This window comes from Streptomyces sp. Da 82-17, from assembly GCF_046098215.1.
GTDB lineage: Bacteria > Actinomycetota > Actinomycetes > Streptomycetales > Streptomycetaceae > Streptomyces.
The window spans coordinates 52,350-78,208 of record NZ_JBJURH010000027.1 but is presented as its reverse complement, the minus strand read 5'-3'; the positions used below and the strand labels follow the sequence as shown (position 1 = coordinate 78,208).

The window sequence follows — 25,859 nt, the reverse complement described above, 5'->3', positions numbered from 1 at the left end:
CACAGCCCACTGGTTGAGGGGGCATCAGCCGTACGCGGGCGCTCTCGCCGTACGTACGGCTGCTCCCGCTGAAGTCAGCCGCTCCCGCTGCCGGCCACGGCGACGGCCCGGATCTCGACGAGGAGTTCGGGGAGGGCCAGTTGGGTCACGCCGACCGCGGTCCAGGCGGGGTAGCGGTCGGGCAGGAAGGCGTCCTTGACCTGCGTGAACTCCTTCATGTCGGCGCGCAGATCGGTGTGGAACGTGGTCAGTTCGACGATGTTCGCGAGGCTCGCCCCCGCGGCCTCCAGGACGCTCCGCACGCCCTCGAACGCCAGCCGGGCCTGCGCCTCCATGCCCTCGGCCGGTTTCAGGGTGGCCGGGTCGACGCCGACCTGACCCGACACCCAGATGTGGTCGCCGACCCGGCAGGCCTGCGAGAAGTGCAGCCGTTCGTACAGCTCGGGCGACGGGTTGATCAGGCGGCGGTGGTGCTGGTTGCCGTGGTCCGATGCACTCATGGCGGCCCCTCAGACGACCTGGCGGAAGACCGGCGAGCGGAACGGGTCTCCGGGTTCGAGCTTCGCCATCTCCTCCCGGAACAGGACTCCGTTGCGTGCGTAGTGCTTGTTGGCGTCCGGCAGCGGGCGGAAGGTCGCGTCGTCGCCGAAGAAGCGCAGCACGAGGGTGTGCCGCTCCGGGCAGCCCGCGTCGACGCCCGCCCCGCCGTGCAGGGAGCGCGGGTGGAGCAGGACGACGTCACCGGGGTCGATCGCCCAGGACAGCACGTCGTGGGAGCCGGGGTCGGCCGCCAGGTCCGCGTCGACGTCGGGCAGCCGGGGCAGGACACCTCCGCCGTGCAGCGGTTCGGTCGGGTCGTCCGGGTTGGCGAAGGTGGTCCCGTCGTACTGGGGGCCGTGGCAGGAACCCCGAATGATCTCAAGGGAGTTGGACTTCGGGATCTGCTGGAAGGTGATCCACGCGTTGCCCCAGTGCTCGCCTGCCCACGGCAGGTAGGCGGTGTCCTGGTGCCAGGAGCTGCGGGCGCCCTGGCCGCCGGCCTTGAGGAACACCTCCTCGGCGAAGTACCAGACATGCTTCGAACCCCAGAGTTCGGCGAACAGCTCGCCGAAGGGCAACGACGACACCATCGCGTCGAGCCGGTCTTTCGCGAGCGGGTTGGCGTTGTCGACGAGCGAGCGCTGCTCGGTGCCGTCGAACATCGAAGTGGCGTGAGGGCCGGGATGCGCCACGGCCCAGTCGAACGCCTCGCGGCAGCTCGCCAACTGCGTGTCGTCCAGGCACTCCTTCATGAGGACGGCACCGTCGTCCCGGAACGCCTTCCGCAGGGACTCGTCCATGGGAGGTCTCCTCCGTCAAATCGGCTGTGGTGGGGAGTTGAGGGGGTGTTGCTGGAAACGTAGGGCGCCACGGCATTTATCGCAACAGGCGTTACGGAAAATCTGTGACAGAATCTCGGAGGCGCCGAACAGGGGAGATCGACACGTGGTCGAGAGCAGTGAGGGCAAGGCTGAGCGGGTGGTGCGGCGAGGCCGGCCCGCCGGTGACCGGGCGGCGAAGCGGGCGGAACTCCTGAAGGCCGCGGCGTCCGTGATCGCCGAGGAGGGCTACGCGGGCGCGTCGCTGCGCAAGGTGGCGCAGCGCGCGGGCTGCACCACCGGGGCGGTGACGTACTACTTCGCGAACAAGGAGGAGCTGGTCACGGCGCTGGCGGAGAGCCGCTTCGACGCCTACGAGACGCTGCTCGAAGCGGGCCGCGCCAAGGCCGACATCAGGGCGACCTTCGAGGCGTGGCTGGAGCTGATCACCGGCGACCCCGAGTTCCTGCCGGTGATGTTCCAACTCCTCGCCCACGCACGGCATGAACCGGCCTTCGCCGCCCTCATCGAACGCCGCTACGCCCACTACCGCGAGGTCAACACGGACATCATCGCGCGCGGCCAGGAGCAGGGCCTGATCCGTGACGACATCCCCGCCGATCTGCTCTCCGACCAGCTCAGCGCCATGGCCGACGGCTGGATGATGATGTATCCGTTCGAGCCCGACCGGTTCACGCCGGAGCGCCTGCGGGTGCTCATCGACGCCGCCGTCACCCTGATCTCGCCGCCCGCCGGACGCTAGTCGGGGGAGTCGACTCGGCGCAGGCCAGGCCTGGTTCAGGCGCTGTTGAGCGTCCTCGCGACGTCCCGCGCGGCGGCGGCCCCGCTCTCGATCGCCCCGTCGATGCCCCCGACGCCGGACGCCGCGATGTCGCCGCCGGCGAACCGGACACGGCCGTGGGGTTCGCGCATCCGAGGCCCGGCCCCGGTCAGGGTTCCGGGGCGGTGGTGCATCCAGGTGCCCTGCGCGTAGGGGTCCTGTGTCCAGTCGTGGCAGGCGGTGTCGACCACCTCGATGCCGGGGACGAAGGTGCGCAGGGCCTGCTCCACGGCCTCGGGGTCACGGCCGTCGAGGGTTGTCGCGCCCGAGCAGAAGCACACGACGAGGGTGTCGCCCTCGTGCCGGTACTCGGTCCTGGCGGTGCTGATCGGGTGCTTGTCGGCCGGCGCGCTCGCGGCGAACGGCTCGACCTCGCCCTTCACTCGTGCCCAGATCTTGCTCGTCCGCATCGGCTGCCCGCGTTCGACGAGGTCGCGTACGACGGGTCCGGGCTCAGGCGAAATGGCCAGGTCGTGCAGGGTGTTGAGGGGTACGGCGACGACGGCGTGCCGCGCCCGCACCACGTCGCCCGACTGTGTGGTGACGTCCACGCGGTCGCCCTGGTCCTCGATCGCCCGCACCGGCGTGGAAAGCCGCAGCTCGGCCTTCGACTCGCCCGCGATGGCGTCGAGGAGCGCCTTCGTCCCGCCCTGGATCGGCCAGTGGCCGGCCGCCTCGATGAACGTGTCCCAGTGGCCGCAGTTGAGCGCGGCCCAGAAGAGGAACTGGGTGATGCCCTGGTCCTCTTCGGAGTGCACGAGGGAGGAGATCGCGCCCGCGAGCACGTCCCGGTCGTGCGGGGAGAGGTTCAGCGAGTCGAACCGGTCGCCCACCGTCTCCTTCTCGATGGCGTCGAGCACCCCCGGGCCGGCGGAGGCGAGGTCGAACGGGCGCGGAAAGGTCGCCCGCGCGTCGGCCAGGCAGCGGTCGACGAGCGGAGCGGTCAGGGCCGCGTACTCGGCGGGAGTGCCGGAGTGCACCGCGCCGTCGGCCAGCCAGTACGCCCGCTCGGTGGCCATGGGGGTGACGAGGCCGATCCCGTACCGCGTCAGTTCGTGCCAGACGTGCGGCTGGGTCCAGTGCGCGTACGTCCCCCCGAACTCCACCCGCCGGCCGAACGCCTCGCCCAGGAAGGTCCGCCCGCCGATCCGGTCCCGAGCCTCCAACTGGACGACGGAGCAGCCCCGTTGGGTCAGATCCCGCGCGGCGGTCACACCGGCGAAGCCGGCGCCTATCACTGCGACGTCATGCATACGAGTCACCTGTCCCGCTGTGAGAACCAGTGGATGAGCTGCACCGTACCGAGCCTCCACGGTTCACGCAACGATCGTTACGAAAAATGAGGCGGGTTGTGGAACCGTGGCGTACCAGGCGGTCACTTCGCCGTGTCTCCCGGGAGGCCGGGGACGATCAGGACCTTGGCGTCCTGCGGCGAGTCCGACAGCGTGTCGAACGCCTCGGGTACGTCGGCCAGGCCGATGGTGCGGGTGACGAGCGGCGCGACCATGCCGGCACCGTCCGTCAGGTACGCGAGGGCCTGGGCGAACTCCTCGGCCGTGTACAGGTAGGCGAAGCGCAGATCGATCTCCTTGACCAGCGCCTGCGCGGGCTCGAAGGTGTCGGGCCGCATGCACAGTCCCGCCACCACGATCCTGCCGCCGGGCGGACAGCCGAGCACCAGCTCCTGGATCATGCCCGGCACCCCGACGCACTCGAAGGCCACGGCGGCCGGTACCTGAGCCTGGCCCTCGACGCCGCTGCCCGAGACGCCCAGGGCCTTCGACCACGCCTCGTACGGAGAGTCCCGCGCCGGATCCACGACGACGTCCGCGCCCAACGACCGGGCGAGCAGGCGGCGTTCGGGCGAGAAGTCGGCCGCCACGATCGGGCCGTCGCAGCGCATCCGCAGCACCGCGATGATCGCCAGGCCGATCGGGCCGCACCCCACGACGAGCGGCACGTCGCCGGGGCGCAGGCCCGCCCGGTTGACGGCGTGCTCGGCGACGGCGAGCGGCTCGGTGAGGGCTGCGTGCTCGGTGGGGACGTGTTCCGGCACCTGCAGCAGCAGCGACTCGGCGAGCACCATGCGCTCGGCGAAACCACCAGGCGTCTCCGGCCCGGCGAACCCCAGGAAAGGCTGCCCGGGGCGGGTCAGCGACGGCACGGAGACGACGCGGGCACCGAGCGGGACGCGCCCGCTGGTCCCCGGCCCGTGTTCGAGGACCCGGCCCACGAACTCGTGCCCGAACACGATCGGCCGGTCCAGGTCCAGGACGTCGACCCCGAACGCGGTCCGCAGCGACGCGTTGAACTCGGCGCCGTGCTGCGCGCAGTGCAGGTCCGACCCGCAGATCCCGCAGGCCAGGACCTCGACCAGCACCTCGCCCTCGCAGGGCACCGGCTCCGGCAGCTCGGCCAGGCGCACCTTCCGGTCCTGCATGACGACGGCACGCACGGCTACTCCGTCTCCGTGTAACCGGCCGCGCCGGTGGTGATGTAGCGGGCCTTGACGCCCTGCTCCTGGGCGAACTGACAGAACCAGTGCTGGATGGCGACCGCGTCGAGGACCGAGTGGAACTGCCCGTCCTCGGTGAAGTTCACGTTCGCCCCGTCGACCGACACCAGCATCACCGTGGTCTCGGTGTTGTCCGCGGGAGCGTGCAGGGTGTGCACCGAGCCGCCGGGCTCGAAGAGATAGGAACCGGCGGTCTGCGGCTGGTCCGGGTACTCCCGGTAGACCCACCGGCCCTTGAGCGTGAACACCTCCGCCGTACCGGTGTGGTAGTGGATCGGCACCGAGGTCCCGGGCTCCATGTGGAACAGGACCACCCACCGGCCGGCCTCCAGGTCGAGCCGGAGCACCTGCAGGTGGGTGCCCGGCTCGGCTGCGACGAGCGGGAGTTCGTCGGTCCGGAGGGTCAGCAACTCCGTCTGCGGCAGGGAGAGCAGGGGCAGCTCGCTGCCGGTGCTGGTCTTGGCGAAGGCGGTTGGCAGGGCGTCGGACACGTCGGATCTCCCTCTGCAGCTGGGGTGAGGTGAGCGCTGACGGCGCCGTGGGCCGTGCAGCGCGTGGTCCGATGCTGCGGCCGATGTCCTGCCGAGGGCTTGACGCGAGACGACACATCTCTTGACCCTGTACGCCGTGTCCCTCATCCGCGGCACCTCACTCCAGGGCTATCCCGAGCTGGTCAGCGCTCTCGGCGCCGACCCGGACCCGCTGCTGCGCGCGGCCGGCGTGCCGCGCCGGGCCGTGGGGGATCCGGGCGCGTTCATTCCGTACCGCGGTCTGATCGCGGCGGTGGAGTCCGGTGCCGAAGCGACCGGAGCGCAGGACTTCGGGCGGCGACTCGCCCTGCGCCAGGGCATCGAGATCCTGGGCCCTGTCGGCCTCGCCGCGCTGACCGCGCCGACCGCGGTCGAGGCCCTGGAGACCATGGGCCAGTACTTCGCGACGTACAGCCCCGCGATCAGGGCGACGATCGACATCAGACGCGGATCCCCCTACGCCCGCTACGAGTTCCAGATCGTCCTGCCCCGCCTCCCGCCCCACCAGCAGCTGTTGGAACTCTCCCTCTCGGTCGCGCTGCGCATCTACGGACTGATCCTCGGGCCGGGGTTCAAGGCGGTCTCCGTGCACTTTCCCCACGAAGCTGTGGCACCCGAGGGGGAGTACCGGGACTACTTCGACTGCCCCGTCCGGTTCGCGGAACCCTTCTGCGGATTCCGTTTCCGCCGCGCCGAGTTGAAGCGGCACCTGCCCTCGCACACGGCCGTGCACGACGTCGTACGCGACTACCTGCGGTCGATCGCCCCGCCTGCCGATGCCCCACTCCTGACCGCGGTCCGCACTCTGATCCGCCGCCTCCTGCCCACGGGCGGCCTCACCCTCGAACTCGTCGCGGGCCAGCTGTCGATCCACCCGCGAACGCTGCAACGCCAACTGGCCGCGGAGGGCACGTCGTTCGAGTCACTGGTGGACGACTACCGCCGCGAGGAGACCGAACGCTGCCTCCGCGACACGGACGTCCCCCTCGGCCAACTCGCCGGCTTCCTCGGCTACAGCGAACAGAGCGTCCTCAGCAGGGCGTGCAGGCGGTGGTTCGGGGCGAGTCCTACGACGTATCGACGTCGCGTGCGGGCAGAGGCGTAACCGAGGGGCCGGGGCGCTGCTGTCGCCGGTTCGCCGACTCGCTGCCTGCCGCCGAGCGGACCGCTGGCCAAGGTGCCGAGCTCCGGCACAGTGTGGGTCTCGGTGTCCACGTAGCGGATGCCGCCCCGCTCCGTCGGCTCCAGGACGACGGCGGCGCCCGCGCCCTCAACGTGAACCCCGCCAAGCCGTCGCGGAGTTGGCCGGGGTGGCCCTGGGTAGTTCGGCCACCCTGCGGGGCGGGCGAGTCGGGGCGCGGGGACCGTCGGCGGCATCCGCCGCTCGGCGCTGAAGCCGCTCAGCCCCTGATCAGGTCGGCCGCCTTCTCCGCGACCATGATCGTGGGCGCGTTGGTGTTGCCGCGCGGTACCGACGGGAACACCGAGGCGTCGACGACGCGCAGTCCCTCGACGTCGTACACCCGCAGCTCGGGGTCGACCACCGAGCCGATCGCGCAGGTGGAGGTCGGGTGGTAGAGCGTCTGCCCGGAGCGCCGGGCCCAGGCGAGGAGGTCCGTGTCGGAGGCCGTGTCGGAGTCCGTGGCGGGCACGTCGTACGGGCTGGTGACGAGCTCGGTCACGGCCTGCTGGGCGGCGATCTCCAGCGCGATCCGGATGCCGGCGATCAGGGCGTCCCGGTCCTCGGCCGTCGTCAGGTAGTTGTGCACGATGCGGGGCGCGGTGTCCGGGCGCGGCGAGCGCAGCGTCACCGCACCGCGGCTCGTCGGAGCGAGGACGCACGGCCCGAACGCGAAGCCGTGCTCGGTCACGGCGCCCAGACCCTCCTGGTGGAAGAGCACCGGCGCGGCGTGGAACTGCAGGTCGGCGGCGGCAAGGTCGGGCCTGCTGCGGAAGAAGCCGCCGGTCTCGGCGAGGTTGGACGACAGCGGGCCGCGGCCCTCGCTCTGCAGCAGCGCCGCGTTCTCCGGCGTGGCGGCGGTCAGCAGCGACGCGGTGTCGGTACGGAAGTTCAGCAGTGTCATGTAGTGGTCCTGCAGCCCCTGGCCCACCGGCAGGTCGCGCAGCACGTCCAGGCCGAGGGCGGAGAGCATCGCGCCCGGCCCGATCCCGGACAGCATCAGCAACTTCGGCGACTCGTACGCGCCCGCCGACAGGATCACCTCCCGCTCGGCCCGGACCACCTCGATCGCCCCGCCCCGCTCCACCGCGACGCCCACGGCCCGACCGCCCTCGACCAGCACACGGTGCGCACGGGTCGAGGGGAGCACGGTGAGGTTGGGCCGTTCGAGCGCGGGGTGCAGGAACGCGACGGCCGAGCTGCACCGCATGCCGCCGCGCTGCGTCAACTGGTAGCGGCCCACGCCGAGTTGGGACGCCCCGTTGAAGTCGTCGTTCGCCTTGTGCCCGGCCTGCTGCGCCGCCCGCACGAACGCCGCGGGCAGCGGATGCTCCGACCTGCCCTCGCTGACGGTCAGCGGCCCGCCCGTGCCGTGGTACTCGTCCGCGCCGCGCTCGTTGTCCTCCGACCGCTTGAAGTACTGCAGGACCTCGTCGTACGACCATCCGGTGGCACCGTCTGCCGCCCAGCCGTCGTAGTCGGCGCGACTGCCGCGGATGTAGATCATCGCGTTGATCGAGCTGCAGCCGCCGAACACCTTGCCGCGGGGCAGGTAGGCCCGCCGCCCGTCGATGCCGGGCTCGGGTTCCGAGTCCAGGTCCCAGTCGAGCCCGGACTTGAGCAACTGCGGGAAGGCGGCCGGGACGTGGACCTCCTGGGCGGTGTCGGGCCCGCCGGCCTCGACGAGGGCCACCCGCACGTCGGGGTCCTCCGAGAGCCGAGCGGCGAGCACGCAGCCCGCGGAACCGGCGCCGACGATGACGTAGTCGTACATGTTCATCCCGTCCCTTGACCTGACCGAGGAACCTGACTGGTACTGCGTATGACGAGCGACGTGCGGCCGAGCAGTTGATCGTGACGCACCGACCGGCCGCGCCGGGAGTAGAGTTCCGGCCTCGTGAGGCGAGGCGGACACGTTGGCGAGAAAGCCGACCGGCTCCGGCACGCGACCCACAGCAAGGCATGCTTCCGGCGGGATCCGCGACGAGAAGCGGGAAGGCAGGGAGACCTGCCCCGTCTCAGATCCGCTCCCACCAGCCGAGGGCGAGTACGAACCCCTTCTTCGCGGCGCACGCGAGCGTGTGCCCTCGGAAGGCGAAGAAGACCGAGGAGAGCGTCGCCGCACTCGCCGTCGTCCCGATGACGGCCAAGCCGATCTGCCAGGACAGGAAGAACCCGAGGAGCAGGGAGGGGACGAGCATCATCAGGCCGCCGGTGATTCCCTCGCGCAGCACACGGACCCAGCTCGCCTTCCGCCACTTCCGTGCCTTCGCGGAGTAGCCCTGCAGCTCGATGTGGTGAGTGGTCCCACAGGGTTTCCACGGCATCGGAGGGCCTCCTCTGTGTGCGCGACGGGCGGACCGGCGTCGGCCCGCCACCGGAGCGGACTTCGACGCTGCTCTCGATGGTAACTTGAACTGGATTCGAGTTTTATAAGGACAGGGAGCCGTCTTGAGCAGGCAGAACATGGATCCGGCCCGGGCGAAGGAGCGCTGGAAGGCGAAAGGCATCGCGCTGCGCGTGTTCTTCTACGTCTTCTTCGCCTACGCGTTCCTCTATGTCATCGGCGTGCTCGGCGCCCAGGCCCAGAAGTAGCGAGCCGCCTGAATGCCGAGCCTGCCACCCCACCCCTCACACGTCGGCGGGCACAACCCCCGTACCCCGCGCACGCGTGGCCACGATGGGCTCGGCCAGGACCTCGGCTCTGCCGGTCTCGTCCAGGGACCGGCAGATGATGCGCAGCTCGAAGTCGACCGTTCGGCTCCTGTTGCCCTTGGACGCCAGGCGGGCCTCGGTCTCGATGATGTCCCCGCCGCGGATCGGGGCGAGGAACTCGACCGAGGAGTACCCGGCGAACAGGCTCTCGTGGCCGTCGACGAGGATCGCCAGGTGGGTGCCGGCGTCGCCGAACAGCTTCAGGCTGTACGCGCCGTCGACGAGGTTGCCCGCGTAGTGGGCGTCGGAGTGGGCGACGTACCGCTGGTGCACGACCTTCATGCGATCTCCTCGTCGATGCGGCCGATCCGGCGGGCCACGGCCGTGCCGTCGAACTCGACGCCCGGGTAGCCCTGCTTCGCGAGGTGGGTGCACATCCGGCGGTACTTGCCGACACCGCCCACGTAGCCGAGGAAGGTCGTGGGCTTGCCGGTCACGTTGGAACCGCGGTACCAGGAGTCGGTGGTCGCGTACAGCGTCTGGTTGACCGTGTCCTCGGTGATCGTCACCCAGTCGTCCTGGGCCTCGGCCGTCGGCTCGATCACCTCGACGCCGCCCGCCCGCCCGTGTCCGATGAGCTCGGTGATCCAGTCGACGGCCTGCTCGATCGTCACCACGACATTGCTCGCGAGGGCCGGGCTCTGCGGTCCGCCGATCATGAAGAAGTTGGGGAAGCCGGCGGTCATGATGCCCAGATACGTCCGTACCCCCTCGCTCCACGCGTCCTGCAGCCTGCCCGACTCGGGGGTGGAGACGTTGAGCGCGTACAGGGGCCCGGTGAAGGCGTCGAAACCGATGGCGAGGACGATCGCGTCGACCTCGTAGGAGCGGGCCTCGGTGACGATGCTGTCGGCCGTCATGGTGTCGAGCCGCTCGTCGCGCAGGGAGACCACCGAGACGTTCGGGCGGTTGAAGGTCTCGTAGTAGTCGGTGCCGAAACAGCTGCGCTTGGCGCCGAGCGGGTGGAAGCGCGGTTCGAGCACGGCGGCGGTCGCGGGGTCGCGGACGATCTGGCGGATCTTCTCGCGCATGAACTCCGCCGCGGTCTCGTTGGCCCGCGCGTCCGTCAGCAGATCGGAGAACTCGCCGCCGACGCCGGTGAATCCGCTGCGCTCGTAGGCCTTTTCGTAGCGCTCGCGCCGCTCCTCGTCGGAGACGTCGAACGCCGCGGCGTCCGGGATGCGGTCCGGGATGCCGCCCAGGGAGTGGCGGCACTCCTCGCGGATCGCGGCGTAGTTGCTCTTGATCTCGTCGACGACGTCCGTCGACAGCGGCGCGTTCCGGGCGGGGAACACGTAGTTGGGGGTGCGTTGGAACACGGTGAGATGTTCGGCGACCTCGGCGATGAGCGGAATGCACTGCACGGCGGACGACCCGGTGCCGATCACGGCGACCCGCTTGCCCGCCAGTTCGCTCAGCGGAATGTTCCACCGGCTCGTCGACACCGTGGTCCCGGTGAAGTTCTCCAGGCCCGGCACGTCGAAGTCCTTCGGCGTCGAGAGCCCGCCCGAACCGGCGAGCAGAAAACGCCCCCGCCGGGTCTCGCCGGAGTCGAGGGCCACCTCCCAGCACCGCTCGCCCGGGAGCCAAGTCGCCGCAACCACGCGGGTGTTGAAGCTGAAGTGCCGGCGCAGATCGAAGCGGTCGGCGACGTGACGGATGTAGCTGAGGATCTCCGCCTGCGGAGCGAAGCGCTCGCTCCACGTCCACTCCTGCTGCAGCTCCTCGCTGAACGAGTACGAGTAGTAGATGCTCTCGACGTCGCACCGCGCCCCGGGATACGTGTTCCAGAACCACGTTCCGCCGACGTCGGGCGCGGCCTCGAATCCGGCGAACGTCCAGCCCTTTTCGGCGACTTGATGGGCGGCGTAGAGGCCGGAGAAGCCCGCGCCGACACAGAGGACGTCGACCACGGGGGTGACGGCGGGGGCGGAAGTCTTGTCAGTCATGTGCCTGCCTTCGGATGGTCCCTGTGAGGACTTTTGTTGGTCATCTGACTGAGTCGTATGACCAGAAAGCTAGCCAGCGGCCGGAGCGGCCGTCAATGGCGGAGAGTGGTTCGCGTGCGTGGCGGTACGGCTCACGCGCCGTCGGCGACGGTCCGCAGATGGCGGGCCACCTGCGTGATCGCCTTGTTCGTCTTCGCGAACGTGCCGACTTCCGTGAAGAAGCCGTGGAACACGCCGCTGTAGCGGGTCAGCGTGACCTCGACGCCGTCCTGCTCCAGGCGCGCCGCGTACGCCTCGGCGTCGTCGCGCAGCGGGTCGACCTCGGCGGTGAGGACGAGGGCGGGCGGGAGGCCGCGTAGCGACGCGGCGTGCATGGGGGCCGCGAGGTGGTCGACCGGACCCGAGTGATCCGGGCCCAGGTACTGCTCCCAGAACCAACGGGCATCGGTGCTGGTCAGAAGGGGAGCGTCGGCGAAATCGGTCCAGGAGGGCGCGGCGAACGTATCGTCCACGGCGGGGTAGACCAGCACCTGGGAGACGGGCTGGGGGAGGCCCGCGTCCCGATGTCTGAGGCAGAGCGCGGCGGCCAGATTGCCGCCCGCGGAGTCTCCGCCGACGGCGATCATGTCCAGGTCGATCCCGAGGTCGGGGGCCGACCGGCACAGCCAGGTGAACGCGTCGAAGGAGTCGTCGAGCGCCGCCGGATACGGGTTCTCCGGGGCCAGTCGGTACTCCAGGGACAGCACCGCCCACTTGGAGCGGGCGGTGATCGCGCGGCAGACCTCGTCGACCCCGTCGAGGGTGCCGAGGACGAATCCGCCGCCGTGCAGGTACAGCAGCGCCGGGCGAGGGTCCGCAGGCGGGCTGTCCGGTTGGTACAGGCGGGCGCGGAGCTCGCCGGACCGCGTGGGCACGGTCAGCTGCTCGACCCGGTCCAGGTGGGTGAGGGGCTGGGGCGGCGGGGTGGTCGCCAGGAGTTTGCGGGCCACGTCCGGGCCCAGTTCGCGTACGGGTTTGTCGAGGACTTGGGCGATGGCGCGTGCCGCGAACTGGGCGTCGGCGTCCAACTGGTCCCAGTACGGGGGGTGAGCTTCGTTCACTGTGGGGCTCTCCGTTCACTTCGGGGCCGCTGCGAAGTCATTGACAGGCCGTGGCCTGTACCCCACCATCCTAGTCATCCGATCTAGTCATTTGACCATGACGATCACGGTCCCCGGAGAGATCCGCGCCCGAGGCGCGTGAGGCGCTCGGCGCGCCTGACGATCAGCGGCGCCTGCGGCCCTCCGACGTTGAAAGGACTGGAGCATGACCGAAACCACGACGGCCCCGGCGTCGCCCGGCGCAGAGGCGGCCGGAGAGGTCGACATTCGAATCGAGGAGGACGCGACTCCGATCGTCCGCTTGCTCGGCCGCACCCTGCGGGACTCCGTCCGGGCGGGCCACGCCCTCCCCGCCCTGCGGAAATCCGCCGTCACGGTGGTGATCCGGTCCCACGACACCCCGCAGGCGGCGACGCTCACCTTCGGTGGCGGTGTCGTCGAGGTGGCGAGCGGGGCCGCCGCCGCACCCGACGCCGCAGTCACCGTCGACCTGAACGGCCGGTTCGCACCCGCCCAACCTCCTTCGGGCGACGGCGAGTTGGCCGCGGACGTGCTGCTCGCGCTGGCGCCTCCCGTGCCGGACTGGCAGGCCGCCGCCGAGCACTTCTGGACCGCGACCCGCTCCGTACCGGGGATTCCGGACGTGCTCGTCGCGGTCACCGAGGGCCCGGACGGCCTGGAACAGGTCGTGCTCGGCGAGGGCGCGACGCAGTACCTGATCGCCGGAGCCCCCGAGACGCTCGCCGGTGTGTTCTCCGGAGCGGACGACCTGCTGGCCGTCCTGTCCACGGGTGTGCTCGGAGTTCAGGGCACCCTCTCTCAGCTGTCGGTCATGGTCGGCGCGTCCTGGAAGGTTCGTTACGATGTCTGAACTCACCCTGCAGGCCAAGGGAGTTGACGGCCGTAGCGCCGGAGCCCGGGCCGTCCGGCTGGAGGCCACGAACCACGAGGGCTCGTTCCTCGGCAAGACCCTGGCGCCGAAGAAGTTCTCCGCGGGCGCGGATGCGGGCTTCGCCTTCGCCGACCTCCTGTTCGGGCTCGACCTCGGCAACGCCCCGGCCCTCGGCTTCGCGTACCCCGACTGGCGCGGGCACCTGGACGACGTCTACCTCCGCCCCGACATGTCGACCCTGGTCGAGTGGGAGCCCGGGCTCGACGCCGTGATCGGCGACTACTGGCTGAAGGACGGCACGCCGGTGCCGATCTGTCCGCGCAACCTGGCGAAGAGGATGACCGGCCGGCTCGCTTCGCTCGGCTTCACCGCGACCGTCGCCGTCGAGATCGAGGCGACCGTCTTCGAGGAGTCGGTCCAGGAGGCACGCGCCCGTGGTAACCGCGACCTGACACCGCTCGGCGGCAGCGCGGGCACGGCGTACCACCTCGCGAAGTCGAAGGACTGGTACGCGTACATGAACGCCGTCGCCGACCGGCTCGACGCGGTCGGCATCGAGTGGGAGGCGTGGAGCGACGAGGACGCCGCCGGGCAGATCGAGATCAACCTGGCGCCCGGCGATCCGATCAAGGTGTGCGACAACTGGGCGCGGACCCGCCAGATCATGCGCGAGGTCGCCTTCGAGCAGGGCCGCACGGTGACCTTCATGGCCAAGCCCACCGAGGGGTACGGGCAGGCCTCGCACCTCAACCTGTCCCTCCAGCGGGACGGCGCCAACGTGTTCTACGCGGAGGAGGGCCCGTCGGAGACGATGCGCCATGCCGTCGGCGGCCTCCTGGCCACTCTTGAAGGCGCCACCTCGATCGTCCTTCCGCAGATCACCTCGTACCGGCGTCTCGTGGACCTCAGCGGGCCGCCGGTGACGGTCAGTTGGGGCATCAGCAACAAGACCACCGCCGTGCGCGCGGTGTGCGGGCACCCGTCGTACTCCCGCCTCGAATACCGGGTGCCGGGCGCGGACGCGAATCTGTACCTCGCGCTCGCCGGAGTCCTCGCCGGAGTGATCGCCGGCCTCGAGGGCAAGATCGAACCGCCGGAGCCGGTCAGCGACATGGCGTGGTGCAACCCGCCCGGGATCATCCCGCGCCTGCCCGACACCATCACGAAGGCCGCCGACGCGCTCGAAGCGGATCTCCTCCTCCGGGAACTCCTCGGCGCCGAGTTCGTGGACTACTGGGTCGGCTCGCGCCGCTGGGAGTGGATGCAGTTCCACACGGCCGGTGGGGACCCGTCCGCCGGGCTCTCCGAGTGGGAGTCCGCCCGATACTTCGAACTGCCGTGACCGGGACGGAAGTTGAGGCATCGGTGGTGCGCCCGCTCATCGGCGTCACCGGTCGGCGGATCCGCCTCGACCTGATCCGCGGCGCGGACCGCCGGTACGGGGACCGCTGCACCGACAGCTTCATGTCGGACTACGCGATCCGGATCGCGCGGGCCGGCGGCCTCCCGGTGAACCTCTCGTACGAGACGGACCCGGAGGCGGTCTGCCACTGGCTGGCCGGGGTGGTGGTCACCGGCGGGCAGGACGTGCACCCGGCGTGCTGGGGAGGGGACCCCTCCGTGGTGCGCGACGTCGATCCGCGTACGGACCCCATGGTGCACGACGCCGAGCGGGACGCGTACGAACTCGCCCTCGTCCGGGCCGCGTTGGAGCGGCGGATCCCGGTGCTCGCGGTGTGCCGGGGGATGCAGATCCTCAACGTGGCGCTCGGCGGCACGCTCGTCGCCGACCTTCCGCCCGGCGAGGTGCGGCATCTGTCGCAGGAGGCCGCGCTCACCGACGGCACGGACGACCACCTCGTGACGTTCGAGCCTGGCTCGGTCGTGGCGGGGCTGTTCGGGGCGCGGGCCGTCACCAACTCGTGGCATCACCAGGCCGTCGACCGCTGCGGTGCCGGGCTGGTCGTGACGGGCCGGACGGCTGACGGGGTGGTCGAGGCGGTGGAGCTGCCGGGTGCGCCGGTGCTGGGTGTCCAGTGGCATCCGGAGTGGATGGAGAGCGACGACCCGACCGTGACGTGGATCGTCGAGGAAGCCGTGAAACGCCTGTGAGGTCGAGGGGTCCGAGTGCGTCCGCCCGTGGGTGGCGGTGGGCGCACTCGGATCCCGCCCCTTGCAGAGCCGGGCGGTCTCGGCGCTCCCGGAGATCAGGCGAGCTTCGCGGCCAGCCACGTGTCGAGGACGTCCATGACGACGTCGGCCTGCCGGGCGGCCTGGTCGCGGTCGGCGTACGTCAGCCAGTTCACGACGAAGCCGTCGGACAACGCGCCGATGATGTAGCCGATCTGGTCGATCGTCTCGGGTTCGACGTCCTGGCCGACCGCAGCCGTTTCGAGGATCGTGCGCATGCTTTTGAACGCCTCGTTGTACACGGCCACGGCCGGGTGGTCCTGCTGGCGCTGTGCCCAGCTGATCAGCTCGATGGTCGCGGAGGCGAAGTCCGAGGAGTCGAGGTACCAGTCCATCGCCCCGCGGAGGATCGCACGCGCCGTCGTGCGCAGGTCGCCGTGCGCGTCGTGCGCGACCAGCACCTCGTGGTACCGCTCCGCGAGCTTCTCGAAGACGGCGGCGAACAGCTGCTCCTTGGAGTGGAAGCAGTAGTGCAGCGTCGCCAGCGGCGCGTTCGCCTGCTCGGCGATCCGCCGGGTCGTCGCCCCGTCCACGCCGTGGCTCGCGATCACTTGGATGGCGGCGTTCACCAGGTCGTTGCGTCGCTCGGCCGCCGGTACGCGTGCCACTTCGGGTCCCCCTGTCGAACTTGGACGATCGATCAAGTCAGTAGCCCAGGCTAACAGGCGGTCTACGGCGTCAGCGCAGGCCGCAGCGTTCGCAGGGAATTTCTTGGTCAGATGACTTGATCGAGCGACCAAGATGCAGGAGTATGACTCCCACCCCTCGCGACGGCCCCTGTGGCCTCGGAGTTCTCCCGGAAGAAGCGGTGCGGCGGCGGGACGGACACGACGCCGGACGCGCATCGCTTCGGCCTCTCGAGCGCACCCCATGAGCACAGCCCCGTGAGCGCAACCCCATGAGCACAACCTCGCCCGGGCCGAAGCCGCCGGCCCGCCCACCACGATCTGGCGTGACCGAAGGATCCGAGGAAAACATGGCAATCAGAGACCTGCTCTTCCTGCTCGCCGACGTCTGGATGATCACCGTCGGCTTCACCTTCGGATGGAAGTTCATCCGGAACTACGGGAACTACCTGCTCGGCCTGGAATGGATCATCGTCGCCACCTCCGGGACGAACTTCCTCGTGTACGCGCTCCTGGGGGCCGACGAGGACAGCCCCATGTACACGGCGGCGCACTTCCTCGACGCGTTCTCCCGGTCGGTCGGCATCACGCTGATCCTCGTCCTGGGCCTGATGGGGGTGACGCACCGGTACAAGCCGTCGAAGGCCACCGATGTCGGGGTGTTCGCGTTCGCGGCCGTCGTCGGCCTGTTCCTGCAGCTGTTCGGCGAGCAGCTCGGGCTGTCGCTGGCGATCTTCTACGTCGTCGTCAACGTCCTGACCACGCTGTTCCTCGTCTACTTCGCGAAGCGGCTCTGGGCGATCGGCGCCAGGGGTCCCGCGGTCGTGGCGGGCCTGGCGACCGCCGCCGCGTTCGTCATCGCCGCGACCTACGACTTCGTCCGCATCCCGGGCGACGACGAGGCGCGCACCCTCTTCTACATCGCCGCGCTGAGCACCTGGGGATTCCAGATGTGCGCGTACTACGTCGGCTACCGCGCCCTGCACGCCCACAACGAAGCGGCCGGCGGCGCCCCCGAGCAGCGCGCCCGGACCCGCGTCGCCGGTGCCTGAACCGAGGAACCAAAGGACAAGCCCCATGCGGAGGAAGCAGCAGTGGCCCTGAACGAAGCGTCTGCCCGAGCGAGGGACACGGCCCCTCACCGTCCCCGACCGGCCATCAAACCAGAGCAGTTGAGCGAGGACCCGGCCATCGCGACGCTGACCGGACTGCTGTCCGAGCGGGCGCGGCGGTCGCCGGACGCGGAGTTCCTGCGCTTCGGCGACGCGTCCTGGACCTTCGCCGACATCGACGCCTGGACCTCCAGGCTGGCGCACCGGCTGATCGAGGCCGACGCGGTCCGGCCCGGCGACCGCGTCGCGATCATGCTGCCCAACGTCGTGCACTGGCCGGTCGTCTGGCTGGCCGCACTGAAGGCGGGCGCGGTGGTGGTCCCTGTCAACTCCTCGTACAAGCAGGCGGACTTGACGTTCCTGCTGCGGGACTCGGGCGCCCGGCTCGTGTTCACCGACCACGAGCGGGCCGGTCTGCTGAAGCAAGTCGCGGCCATGGAGCCCGACTTGGCCGAGCTGCGCATCGTGGACGTCGCCGACGACGGGTCCGCGCCCTTCCCCGCGACCGCGCCGGAGGTGCACACCGGCGCCGAGACCCTGGCCAACCTGCAGTACACGTCGGGCACCACCGGCTTCCCCAAGGCGTGCATGCTCACCCACGACTACTGGGTGCGGCTCGCCTGGACCTGCGCTGCCGTGACCGGTCTCGGGCCCGAGGACGTCCTGCTCACCGCTCAGCCGTACTCGTACATGGATCCGCAGTGGAACACCGCGCTCGCCCTGACCGTCGGGGCCCCGCTGGTCGTGTTGCCGCGGTTCTCCGCGTCGGGCTTCTTCGCCGACGTACGCCGTCACCGCGCGACGTTCTTCTACGTGCTCGGGTCCATGCCGACGCTGCTGTTCAAGCAGCCGCCGAGCCCCGACGACCGGGACAACGCGCTGCGCCTGGTGCTCTGTTCGGGCATTCCGGCCGGCCTCCACGCCGAGCTGGAGCAACGCTGGGGCGCGCCGTGGCGGGAGATCTACGGCATGACCGAGTCCGGCGTCGACCTGTCCAGCCCGGTCGAGGACGCGACCACGGTCGGGAGTGGGAGCCTGGGCCTTCCGGTGCCGACGAAGCAGGTCCGGGTCGTCGATCCGAACGGTGCCGATGTGCCGGAGGGCGAGCCGGGCGAGCTGGTCGTCGCGGGCAAGCCGATGATGCTCGGCTACTGGAACCGGCCGGAGGACACCGCCCGGGTGCTGCGGAGTGGGGGTCCCCCCGGCAATGAGGGCGTAGCCGCCGGGGGAGGCTGGCTGCACACCGGGGATGTCGTCGTGCGCCGACCGGACGGCGGCATTCAACTGGTCGGGCGGATCAAGGACATGGTGCGCCGTGGCGGCGAGAACATCGCGAGCGCCGAGGTCGAGGCCGTACTCGAACGGGACGAGCAGGTCGTGGCCTGCGCGGTCGTCGCCGAGCCGGACGAGACATTCGGCGAGGAGGTCAAGGCCTTCGTCCAGCTCGCCGCCGGGGTGCCCGCCGACCGTACGACCGCCGCGCGGATCGTCGACCGGGCCGGCCGGCAGCTCGCCCGCTTCAAGGTGCCGCGCTACGTCGAGTTCGTCGCCGACTTCCCCCGCACCCCGTCCGAGCGTGTGTCCAAGCCGGCGCTCAAGCAGCGCGCCGCGGCCGAGCCCGGCGTGACGTACGACTTCGGCGACCGGCGCGGGGCGGCCGGGGTGCCTGCCCCTTCCATGGATTCCCCGGGCTTCCTCGGTGTCGAAGTCGTCCGAGACGTGGTGGTCCTTACGCTGCGCCGCCCGGAGAAGCTGAACGCCCTGGACGTCGCCACGCGACGCCGACTGGCAAGCCTCGTCAGGGAGTACGGCACCGGTGAGCGGGTGCGCGGGATCGTCCTCACCGGGGAGGGCCGGGCGTTCTCCTCCGGCGAGGACCTTCGGCACACGCCGACCTCGTACGAGGAAGTCCGCGAGGCGTTCGAGACCTTCCACGACATCACCCGCGCGGTCGTGGGGACGCGGGTGCCCGTCGTTGCGGCGGTCAACGGCCTTGCGGTGGGCGGCGCTTCGGAGATCACCCTCTGCTGCGACGCGCGGCTCGGCACCCCGGCCACGGAGTTCTACCAGCCGGAGAACAGCCGGGGGATCACCATCTCCAACGCGTCGAGCCTGCTGCTTACCCGTCTCGTCCGGAACCACGCGATGCGCATGGTCCTCGGCTCGCCACGGATCGGCGCGGAGGAAGCGCTGCGGATCGGGCTCCTGGACGAGGTCGTCGCGCCGGACGCACTCGTCGGCCGGGCCGTCGACCTGGTCCTCCAGTGGACGCCGGAGAGCAACACGACAGCGCTGCACCTCGCGCTCCTGCGCCCGCAGCCCGACGAGATCGAGCAGGCCTTCGCCCGCGAGGACGCCGCCGCTCAACAGGCCTGGGAGAGCGGCGTGTTCAGCGCCGGCATCGCGGGCTTCTGGAACGCGAAGGGCACCGGCGAACAGCGCCGTGGCGCCCGTACGACAGAGGAGACGTGAACGTGATCGACACAGAGGCCGCGGTGCTCACCGCGGTGAACGAACCGCTGGAGCTGACGGCCATCCAGGTGGACGATCCAGGGCCAGGCGAGGTGCGCGTCGCGGTCTCCCACGTGGGCCTGTGCCACAGCGACCTGCACTACATGACCGGAACGGTCCCGACGCCCCTGCCGGTGGTGGTGGGCCACGAGGTGGCCGGAGTGGTCGAGGCGGTCGGCTCCGCCGTGACCGCGCTGCGCCCGGGCGACCGTGTGGTCGGGGCACTCACGCCGTCCTGCGGGCGGTGCGTCAACTGCGAGGCGGGCCGGTCGACACAGTGCCTGCGCGTCATGGAGGTACGTGAACGTCCGCGCCCCGCCTTCCGGTTGACGGACGGCACGCCGGTCGAGCGGCTCGGCGACGTCGGCGCGTTCTCCCGGCACACCCTCATGCGGGAGAACGCGCTGGTGAAGCTGGACGACTCGGTGCCGTCGCACGTCGGGTGCCTCCTTGCGTGCTGCGTCATCACCGGCGTGGGCGCCGTCTTCCGCGGCGCCCAGGTGCGCCCCGGGGCCACGGTCGCGGTGATCGGCTGCGGTGGCGTCGGGTCGGCCGTCATCCAGGGCGCCAGGCTCGCGGGAGCCTCGGCCGTCGTCGCGATCGACCTCGACGAGGCACGCCTGAAGGCCGCGCGCGGCTACGGGGCGACCCACGTCGTCAACGGTGGGGTCGAAGACGTCGCCGCCGAGGTGCGGAACCTGCTGGGCGACGGGGTCGACTACTCCTTCGAGGCCGTCGGCTCGGCCCGTACCGCGGCCACCGCCCTGTCGGTGCTCCGCGCGACCGGCACCGCCTGCCTGGTGGGCATCGCCCCGGAAGGCACCCGACTCTCCCTGCCCGCCTCGGACTTCTTCTTCGGCGAGAAGCGCCTCATCGGCTCGTACATGGGCTCCGGCCAGGTGCGCCAGGACATCACCCAGCTCGCCCGCCTGTACCGGCAGGGGCGGCTGCTGCTCGACGAGATGGTCACGCAGGTCATCCCGTTCGGCGAGATCAACGAGGGCTTCAAGGCGATGCGCGGCGGAGACGTGACCCGCGTCGTCGTCGACCTTCAGGTCTGACGGACGACCTTCAGGCCCGATGAACACGGATGCAGAGGTGACACTCATGTCGAGCGGCGAGACGGCGATTCCCCAGCCGGTGAACTACATCGCGGACGCCTGGAGCGACTGTGCAACGGTCGAGGGCGAATGGAACGTCGACCCCAACACCCGCCAACCCGTGCACCGCGCGGTCACCACCGGCCCCCGAGACGTCGAACGGGCACTGCGGCACGCCGAGCGCGCGTACGGCGTCGGCCGGTGGGACGACGAGGCGCGGCAGGAGCGCGCGGACATGCTGGAGCGCGTCGCCGCCCGCATCGAGACCCGAGCCGAGGACATCGCCCGTACGGACTCCCTGACCAGCGGCGTGCCGATCGGCGTCACGCGGAAGGTGGCGGCCTTCCTGCCCGCCAGGATCCGGGCGACGGCGGCCGACCTGCGGAACATCCCCCGCGTACGGGCGCTCGCCGCGGGCGGCCGAGACGTACGGCTCTACAAGGTTCCGTGGGGCCCTGCCGCGATCCTCACCCCGTGGAACGGGCCGAGCTTCATCCCGGCGGCGAAGGTCGTGAGCGCGGTCGCGGCGGGCTGCCCGGTGATCCTCAAGCCGTCGGAGCACGCGCCGGGCAGTGCGCAGATCGTCGTCGAGTGCTTCGTCGAGGCCGGACTGCCCGCCGGAGCACTGCAGTTGGTGCACGGCCGCGGCGAGGTGGGCGCCGCCCTGACCGGTGACCCGCGCGTCAAGATCGTGTCGTTCACCGGCGGTCCGGTCGCCGGCCGCGCCATCGCCCGTGCCGCCGCGGAGGACTTCAAGGTCCTGCAGCTGGAGCTCGGCGGCAACAACCCCGCGCTGGTCCTGGACGACGCCGAGGTGGAGGTGGCCGCCGACGGGATCTTCGAGGGCATGACCAAACTGAACGGCCAGTGGTGCGAGGGGCCCGGGAAGGTGCTCGCCCACCGGAGCCTGGTGGGGCCGCTGGTCGAGGCGCTGAGCGAGCGCATCGCCCAGACCGTGGTGGGCCATTCGCTGGACGAGAGCACCGAGTTGGGCCCGATCTCGAACGCCCCGCACTTCGCGACGCTGCAGAGCCGGATCGCGGAGCTGCGCGCCCTGGGAGCCACCGTCCACCAGCCGGCCCGACTGCCGGACCTCGACGGGTTCTTCCTCCCGCCGACCGTCGCCACCGGGGCCGACCCGGCGAAGGCCACCGCGGAACTCTTCGGGCCCGTCGTGTCCGTGCACGCCGTCGACTCCGACGAGGAGGCGCTGCGCCTCGCCAACGCCCACCCGTCCGGGCTCGACGCGTACGTCTTCGGGCGCGATGTCGAGCGGGCGATCGAGGTCGGCTCGCGGGTGCTGTCCGGGGAGGTGCGCGTCAACGGCGCGAAGGTCGCGGACCTCGGCGACGACTCCGCGCAGAGCTTCTGGGGCCCGGCCGGCATCGGCGGTCACGGCCCGGCCGAGTCGGTGCGGGTGTTCTGCGGCGACCGAGTGGTCGGCGTCGACTCGCCGGACCTGCCGCTGTGAAACCCGTCCGACGTCATGGAACCACCGTGGGAGCACCACCATGCTGAACCTCTCGATCCTCCTGGAGGACTCCGCCCGCAGCCACCCGGACCGGGACGCCCTCGTCCTCGGCCCGCACCGGCTGACCTACCGCCAGGTGGACGCGGCGGCCAACCAGGTCGCCAACCTGCTGGTGTCCCGCGGCATCCGGCCCGGCGACAAGGTCGCGCTGAGCTGCCCCAACCTCCCCGCCTTCCCGATCGTCTACTACGGCGCCCTGAAGGCCGGGGCGGTCGTGGTGCCGCTCAACGTCCTGCTCAAGTCCCGTGAGATCGCGTACCACTTGGACGACGCGGACGTGTCGGCGTACTTCTGCTTCGAGGGGACGCCGGAGCTGCCCATGGCCGCGGAGGGGCACGCCGGATTCCGTGCGGCCGGGGCGGTGGAGCACTTCTTCGTGATCACCGCCGACCCGGAGGGCACCGCCCCGATCGCCGGTACGGAGACGCTGGGGCAGGCGCTCGCCGGTATGAGCACCGAGTTCGAGTCGGTGGTCAGGGAGCCCACCGACACCGCGATCATCCTCTACACGTCGGGTACGACCGGCCGGCCCAAGGGCGCCGAACTCTCCCACGCCAACACGATGATGAACGTGCTGGCCTGCAACCGCCTGTTCCGCAGCGAACCGGCCGCCGACAGCCAGCTGGTGTGTCTGCCGCTGTTCCACACCTTCGGCGCGACCGTGCAGATGCACGCGGGCTTCTCGACGGCCGCGACCCTGCACCTCGTACCGCGCTTCGCCGCCCGTGACGTGGTCGACCTGATGAACCGCGAGCACATCACGTTCTTCGCCGGTGTGCCGACCATGTGGTGGGGCCTGCTCGACGCCCTCACCGAGGACATCGACGTCGACCGGATCGCCGCGAACCTGAGGATCGGGATCTCCGGTGGTGCCGCCCTGCCGGTCGAGATCATCAGCCAGGTCGAGGAGCGCCTCGGCATCACCGTGCTCGAAGGGTACGGGCTGTCCGAGACGTCGCCCGTCGCCACGTTCAGCGATCCCCGGCTCGCACCGCGCCCGGGCTCGATCGGCGTACCGATCTGGGGTGTGGAGCTGAAGCTGATCCGGCCCGACTGGACCGAGGTCACCGCGGCCGGGGAGGTCGGCGAGATCGCCGTCAAGGGCCACAACGTCATGAAGGGCTACCACAACCGCCCCGAGGAGACCGCCGAGGCGATCCGCGACGGCTGGTTCCGCACCGGAGACCTCGCACGACGCGACGACGACGGCTTCTACTACATCGTCGACCGCGCGAAGGACCTCATCATCCGCGGCGGGTTCAACGTCTACCCCCGCGAGATCGAAGAGGTGCTGCACACCCACCCCGCGGTGAGCCTCGCGGCGGTCATCGGGGTGCCGCACGACAGCCACGGCGAGGAGATCAAGGCCTTCGTGATCCCCCGTCAGGGCGCCGCCGTCACCGCCGAGGAGCTCGTCGCCTGGGGAAAGGAGCAGATGGCCTCCTACAAGTACCCCCGCATCGTCGACCTGGTGTCGAGCCTGCCCATGACCGGCAGCGGAAAGATCCTCAAGCGCCAACTTTCCTGACACACGGCGGAGTTGAACGGCAGCCCTCCCACGTACGACGCGAAACGAGGAACCGCGAGATGAAGACCGACAACGTCGCCTACACCCCCTTCAGCGGGTGGATCGACCCGCCCGGCGATGTCCGGCCCGCCCTGGGCGCAGACGTCACCTGTGAAGTCGCCGTCGTGGGCGGCGGGTTGGCGGGCATGTCGACCGCGCTGCGCCTTGCCGAGCGTGGCCGGGACGTGGTGCTGCTCGACGCCGAGTTCTGCGGCCACGGCTCCGCCTCGCGCAACGCCGGACAGGTGGCCGGAGCCCCGGGCGGCGACATGCAGCTGCTCGGCCTGCTCTACCCGAAGCGTTTCCCGCGCGTCGTACGGGTCGCCGAGAACGCCGCCCACCACGTGGAAGGGCTGATCGAACGACTGGACATCGACTGCGACTACGAGGCGACGGGCAACGTCCTGACCGCCGTGTCCCGCGGGCAGATGGGCCGCGTACGTCGCGTGGCGAGGCTGCTTGAGAAGGCCGGTGCGAAGGTCGAGCTGGGCACGAGCGAGGAGCTCGGCATCCCTCGCGGATTCCTCGGCGGCCTGCGCGAGTCCGTCGGCGGGTTGATGAACCCCGGCAAGTTCAGCCTGGGCATCCGCCGCGCCGTCCTCGCGTCGGGCGCCCGGGTCTTCGAGCAGACCCGCGTCACCGACGTACGGCAGAACGGCGATCAGGTCGTCGTCCGTACACCCGGCGGAGAGGTGCGCGCGCAGCAGGTCGTGCTCGCGACGAACGCGTACGGCGGCGAACTGGCCATCGCGCCGAAGCGGCTCTCCGCGCCCATCTGGGTCACCGAGGTGGAGACCGAGCCCATCGACCCCGCCCGCCTGGCCGCACTGGGATGGACCAGCCGGTCGGGTGTGGTGACACAGCACAACGTCATGGAGAACTACCGGCTGACCTCACGCGACACCATCGTGTTCGGCGTCCGCCGGCTCCAGCGGGCGAGGGCCCACCCGCTTCCCCCGAGGCAGCCGGACGAGGCCGTCGTCGCCGACCTGGCACGGGCCTTCGAACGGCGCTTCCCGGCACTCGCCGACGTCGCCGCCGCGCGGGCCTGGGGCGGCTGGGTCGCGATCACCTCGTCGTGGCTTCCCGTCGCCGGCAAGGTCGGGGACAACGTCTTCTACTCGGCCGCCTGCGTCGGCCACGGCCTGGCCCAGGCGCCGTACGTCGGTTCCCTCATCGCCGACCTGATCGTGGACGGGGAACAGCACGAGGACTTGAGGAGCATCTGGGCGCAGAAGCCGAAATTCCCGCCCCCGTTGATGATGGGACCGCTGGGCCTGCGCACCGTCTGGGCCGTCGACCGTTTCAACGACCTGATCAACGGCAGCGGCGGGAACGCCCGCCGCGGGACGGCGTAGAGGCAGGGGTGTAGGAACAGGGGCGTTGGAGCAGGGACTGCTACGATCCCGAATCGTGTTCGAGAGCAGCCCGGCAAACCGGCAACAGAAGCGTACGACCGGCGTCCAGCGCCGTGGCCAGGAGCGGCGGCGCGCGATCCTCGACGCGGCCGAGACGCTGCTCGCCGAGCAGGGCTACGAGGCCGCCACGCTCAAGGCCGTCGGCGAGCGCGCGGGCATCCCGACGGCGTCGATGTACCACTACTTCCCCGACCGCCACCAGGTCGAGGCCGAGCTGCTGCGGCGGCACATGAGCGAACTGGACGCCCTGATCGCCGCCGCCCTGGACAAGCCGAAGGCGCAGACGCTGCGCGAGGCGGTCGACGTGCTGGTCGACCTCCTCCGCGACTACTTCCGCGCCAACCCGAGCTGTGCCGAGCTGTGGTTCAAGGGGCGGCACCAGACCCTCGTCGAGCTGGTGCAGGCCTTCGACGAGGTGCAGGCCGAGCGCCTCTGGGGCCACCTCATGGACCGCGGCCTCGCCTCCGCCGACACGCCGCTGCTCGCCGTCCAGCTCTCCTTCGAGGTCGGCAACCGCCTCTTCGACGTGGCCTTCCGCCGCGCCCCCGAGGGCGACGACGCGACGATCGACGAAGCGCGCCGCCTCGTCACCGCGTACCTGGAGTCGTACGCCTGACGGAGTTCGGGGGGTGAGGGCGTCCGCCGCCCTCCTTACGACGCAGGCAGCGGTGAGCGGGACCGGCGCAGGCAGGGGACGACACGTTCCCCGACGCCGCCTGCCGAC

At 70.7% G+C, this 25,859-nt stretch carries 24 protein-coding genes; 13 read left to right on the top strand and 11 right to left on the bottom strand.

The genetic code is table 11. The annotated features are described in order from the left end of the window. Positions 1–74 precede the first annotated feature (74 nt). Together ACIDOF_RS33265 and ACIDOF_RS33260 are read right to left on the bottom strand one after the other, a co-directional pair. A complete protein-coding gene (locus ACIDOF_RS33265) occupies positions 75–500 on the bottom strand; it encodes a RidA family protein (RefSeq protein ID WP_409009926.1) in 426 nt (141 codons plus the stop codon). Between the two features lie 9 nt (positions 501–509). Continuing rightward, positions 510–1,340 carry a phytanoyl-CoA dioxygenase family protein gene (locus ACIDOF_RS33260; protein WP_409009925.1) on the bottom strand — a complete coding sequence of 277 codons (831 nt, stop codon included), beginning with the start codon at positions 1,338–1,340 and terminating at the stop codon, positions 510–512. 145 nt (positions 1,341–1,485) lie between these two features. On the opposite strand from ACIDOF_RS33260, the gene ACIDOF_RS33255 reads away from it, so the two are divergent. Next, on the top strand, positions 1,486–2,121 hold the full coding sequence (locus tag ACIDOF_RS33255; RefSeq protein WP_409009924.1) for a TetR/AcrR family transcriptional regulator: 636 nt from the start codon (positions 1,486–1,488) through the stop codon (positions 2,119–2,121). Between the two features lie 35 nt (positions 2,122–2,156). Here ACIDOF_RS33255 and ACIDOF_RS33250 read toward each other — a convergent pair whose 3' ends face one another. The 3 genes from ACIDOF_RS33250 to ACIDOF_RS33240 all read right to left on the bottom strand — a co-directional run bounded on the left by ACIDOF_RS33250 (position 2,157) and on the right by ACIDOF_RS33240 (position 5,205). Then, positions 2,157–3,452 carry a flavin monoamine oxidase family protein gene (locus ACIDOF_RS33250; protein WP_409009923.1) on the bottom strand — a complete coding sequence of 432 codons (1,296 nt, stop codon included), beginning with the start codon at positions 3,450–3,452 and terminating at the stop codon, positions 2,157–2,159. A gap of 122 nt (positions 3,453–3,574) precedes the next feature. Then, on the bottom strand, positions 3,575–4,654 hold the full coding sequence (locus ACIDOF_RS33245) for a zinc-binding dehydrogenase (RefSeq protein ID WP_409009922.1): 1,080 nt from the start codon (positions 4,652–4,654) through the stop codon (positions 3,575–3,577). A 2-nt stretch (positions 4,655–4,656) separates the two neighbouring features. Next, positions 4,657–5,205, bottom strand: a complete 549-nt coding sequence (locus ACIDOF_RS33240) for a 2,4'-dihydroxyacetophenone dioxygenase family protein (protein WP_409009921.1) — start codon at positions 5,203–5,205, stop codon at positions 4,657–4,659. A 136-nt stretch (positions 5,206–5,341) separates the two neighbouring features. On the opposite strand from ACIDOF_RS33240, the gene ACIDOF_RS33235 reads away from it, so the two are divergent. Beyond that, the gene (locus ACIDOF_RS33235) at positions 5,342–6,349 is read left to right on the top strand and encodes an AraC family transcriptional regulator (RefSeq protein ID WP_409009920.1); all 1,008 of its coding nucleotides are present in this window, start codon (positions 5,342–5,344) and stop codon (positions 6,347–6,349) included. Between the two features lie 295 nt (positions 6,350–6,644). On the opposite strand, the gene ACIDOF_RS33230 is transcribed toward ACIDOF_RS33235, so the two are convergent. Continuing rightward, positions 6,645–8,204, bottom strand: a complete 1,560-nt coding sequence (locus tag ACIDOF_RS33230; RefSeq protein ID WP_409009919.1) for a GMC family oxidoreductase — start codon at positions 8,202–8,204, stop codon at positions 6,645–6,647. Between the two features lie 238 nt (positions 8,205–8,442). Then, entirely contained in the window at positions 8,443–8,751 is a 309-nt protein-coding gene (locus ACIDOF_RS33225) for a hypothetical protein (RefSeq protein WP_409009918.1), read from the bottom strand. A gap of 124 nt (positions 8,752–8,875) precedes the next feature. Between ACIDOF_RS33225 and ACIDOF_RS33220 the strand changes: the two genes are divergently transcribed. Further along, positions 8,876–9,019 (top strand): hypothetical protein, encoded by a 144-nt coding sequence (locus ACIDOF_RS33220; RefSeq protein WP_409009917.1) that lies wholly within the window; start codon positions 8,876–8,878, stop codon positions 9,017–9,019. 36 nt (positions 9,020–9,055) lie between these two features. Here ACIDOF_RS33220 and ACIDOF_RS33215 read toward each other — a convergent pair whose 3' ends face one another. From ACIDOF_RS33215 to ACIDOF_RS33205, 3 genes are all read right to left on the bottom strand, one after another. Beyond that, entirely contained in the window at positions 9,056–9,421 is a 366-nt protein-coding gene (locus tag ACIDOF_RS33215; RefSeq protein WP_409009916.1) for a hotdog fold domain-containing protein, read from the bottom strand. After that, a complete protein-coding gene (locus ACIDOF_RS33210; protein ID WP_409009915.1) occupies positions 9,418–11,088 on the bottom strand; it encodes a flavin-containing monooxygenase in 1,671 nt (556 codons plus the stop codon). Before ACIDOF_RS33210 ends, ACIDOF_RS33215 begins: the two co-directional genes overlap by 4 nt. A gap of 131 nt (positions 11,089–11,219) precedes the next feature. Then, positions 11,220–12,188, bottom strand: a complete 969-nt coding sequence (locus ACIDOF_RS33205) for an alpha/beta hydrolase (RefSeq protein ID WP_409009914.1) — start codon at positions 12,186–12,188, stop codon at positions 11,220–11,222. Between the two features lie 205 nt (positions 12,189–12,393). Here ACIDOF_RS33205 and ACIDOF_RS33200 point away from each other — a divergent pair, with 205 nt between their 5' ends. Genes ACIDOF_RS33200 through ACIDOF_RS33190 form a run of 3 tightly spaced genes read left to right on the top strand, consistent with a single transcriptional unit; the run spans position 12,394 to position 15,192 of the window. Beyond that, positions 12,394–13,059, top strand: a complete 666-nt coding sequence (locus ACIDOF_RS33200; RefSeq protein WP_409009913.1) for a hypothetical protein — start codon at positions 12,394–12,396, stop codon at positions 13,057–13,059. Further along, the gene (locus tag ACIDOF_RS33195) at positions 13,052–14,422 is read left to right on the top strand and encodes a glutamine synthetase family protein (protein ID WP_409009912.1); all 1,371 of its coding nucleotides are present in this window, start codon (positions 13,052–13,054) and stop codon (positions 14,420–14,422) included. The genes ACIDOF_RS33200 and ACIDOF_RS33195 overlap by 8 nt, the downstream gene beginning before the upstream one ends. Continuing rightward, the gene (locus ACIDOF_RS33190) at positions 14,419–15,192 is read left to right on the top strand and encodes a gamma-glutamyl-gamma-aminobutyrate hydrolase family protein (RefSeq protein ID WP_409009911.1); all 774 of its coding nucleotides are present in this window, start codon (positions 14,419–14,421) and stop codon (positions 15,190–15,192) included. Before ACIDOF_RS33195 ends, ACIDOF_RS33190 begins: the two co-directional genes overlap by 4 nt. Positions 15,193–15,287: 95 nt before the next feature. Here the strand turns inward: ACIDOF_RS33190 and ACIDOF_RS33185 are convergent, their stop codons facing one another. After that, positions 15,288–15,878: a TetR/AcrR family transcriptional regulator gene (locus ACIDOF_RS33185; protein WP_409009910.1), complete on the bottom strand. Its 591-nt coding sequence runs from the start codon at positions 15,876–15,878 to the stop codon at positions 15,288–15,290. A 368-nt stretch (positions 15,879–16,246) separates the two neighbouring features. On the opposite strand from ACIDOF_RS33185, the gene ACIDOF_RS33180 reads away from it, so the two are divergent. The 7 genes from ACIDOF_RS33180 (at position 16,247) to ACIDOF_RS33150 (ending at position 25,751) form a co-directional block, all read left to right on the top strand. Then, positions 16,247–16,948 (top strand): transporter, encoded by a 702-nt coding sequence (locus tag ACIDOF_RS33180; protein WP_409009909.1) that lies wholly within the window; start codon positions 16,247–16,249, stop codon positions 16,946–16,948. 120 nt (positions 16,949–17,068) lie between these two features. After that, positions 17,069–19,480, top strand: a complete 2,412-nt coding sequence (locus ACIDOF_RS33175) for an AMP-binding protein (RefSeq protein WP_409009908.1) — start codon at positions 17,069–17,071, stop codon at positions 19,478–19,480. Between the two features lie 2 nt (positions 19,481–19,482). Then, the gene (locus tag ACIDOF_RS33170) at positions 19,483–20,580 is read left to right on the top strand and encodes a Zn-dependent alcohol dehydrogenase (protein WP_409009907.1); all 1,098 of its coding nucleotides are present in this window, start codon (positions 19,483–19,485) and stop codon (positions 20,578–20,580) included. A gap of 19 nt (positions 20,581–20,599) precedes the next feature. Next, positions 20,600–22,090 carry an aldehyde dehydrogenase family protein gene (locus ACIDOF_RS33165; RefSeq protein ID WP_409009906.1) on the top strand — a complete coding sequence of 497 codons (1,491 nt, stop codon included), beginning with the start codon at positions 20,600–20,602 and terminating at the stop codon, positions 22,088–22,090. 40 nt (positions 22,091–22,130) lie between these two features. Then, positions 22,131–23,678: a long-chain-fatty-acid--CoA ligase gene (locus ACIDOF_RS33160; RefSeq protein WP_409009905.1), complete on the top strand. Its 1,548-nt coding sequence runs from the start codon at positions 22,131–22,133 to the stop codon at positions 23,676–23,678. A 59-nt stretch (positions 23,679–23,737) separates the two neighbouring features. Then, positions 23,738–25,075 carry an NAD(P)/FAD-dependent oxidoreductase gene (locus ACIDOF_RS33155; RefSeq protein WP_409009904.1) on the top strand — a complete coding sequence of 446 codons (1,338 nt, stop codon included), beginning with the start codon at positions 23,738–23,740 and terminating at the stop codon, positions 25,073–25,075. A 55-nt stretch (positions 25,076–25,130) separates the two neighbouring features. After that, positions 25,131–25,751 carry a TetR/AcrR family transcriptional regulator gene (locus ACIDOF_RS33150; RefSeq protein WP_409009903.1) on the top strand — a complete coding sequence of 207 codons (621 nt, stop codon included), beginning with the start codon at positions 25,131–25,133 and terminating at the stop codon, positions 25,749–25,751. Positions 25,752–25,859: the final 108 nt, after the last annotated feature.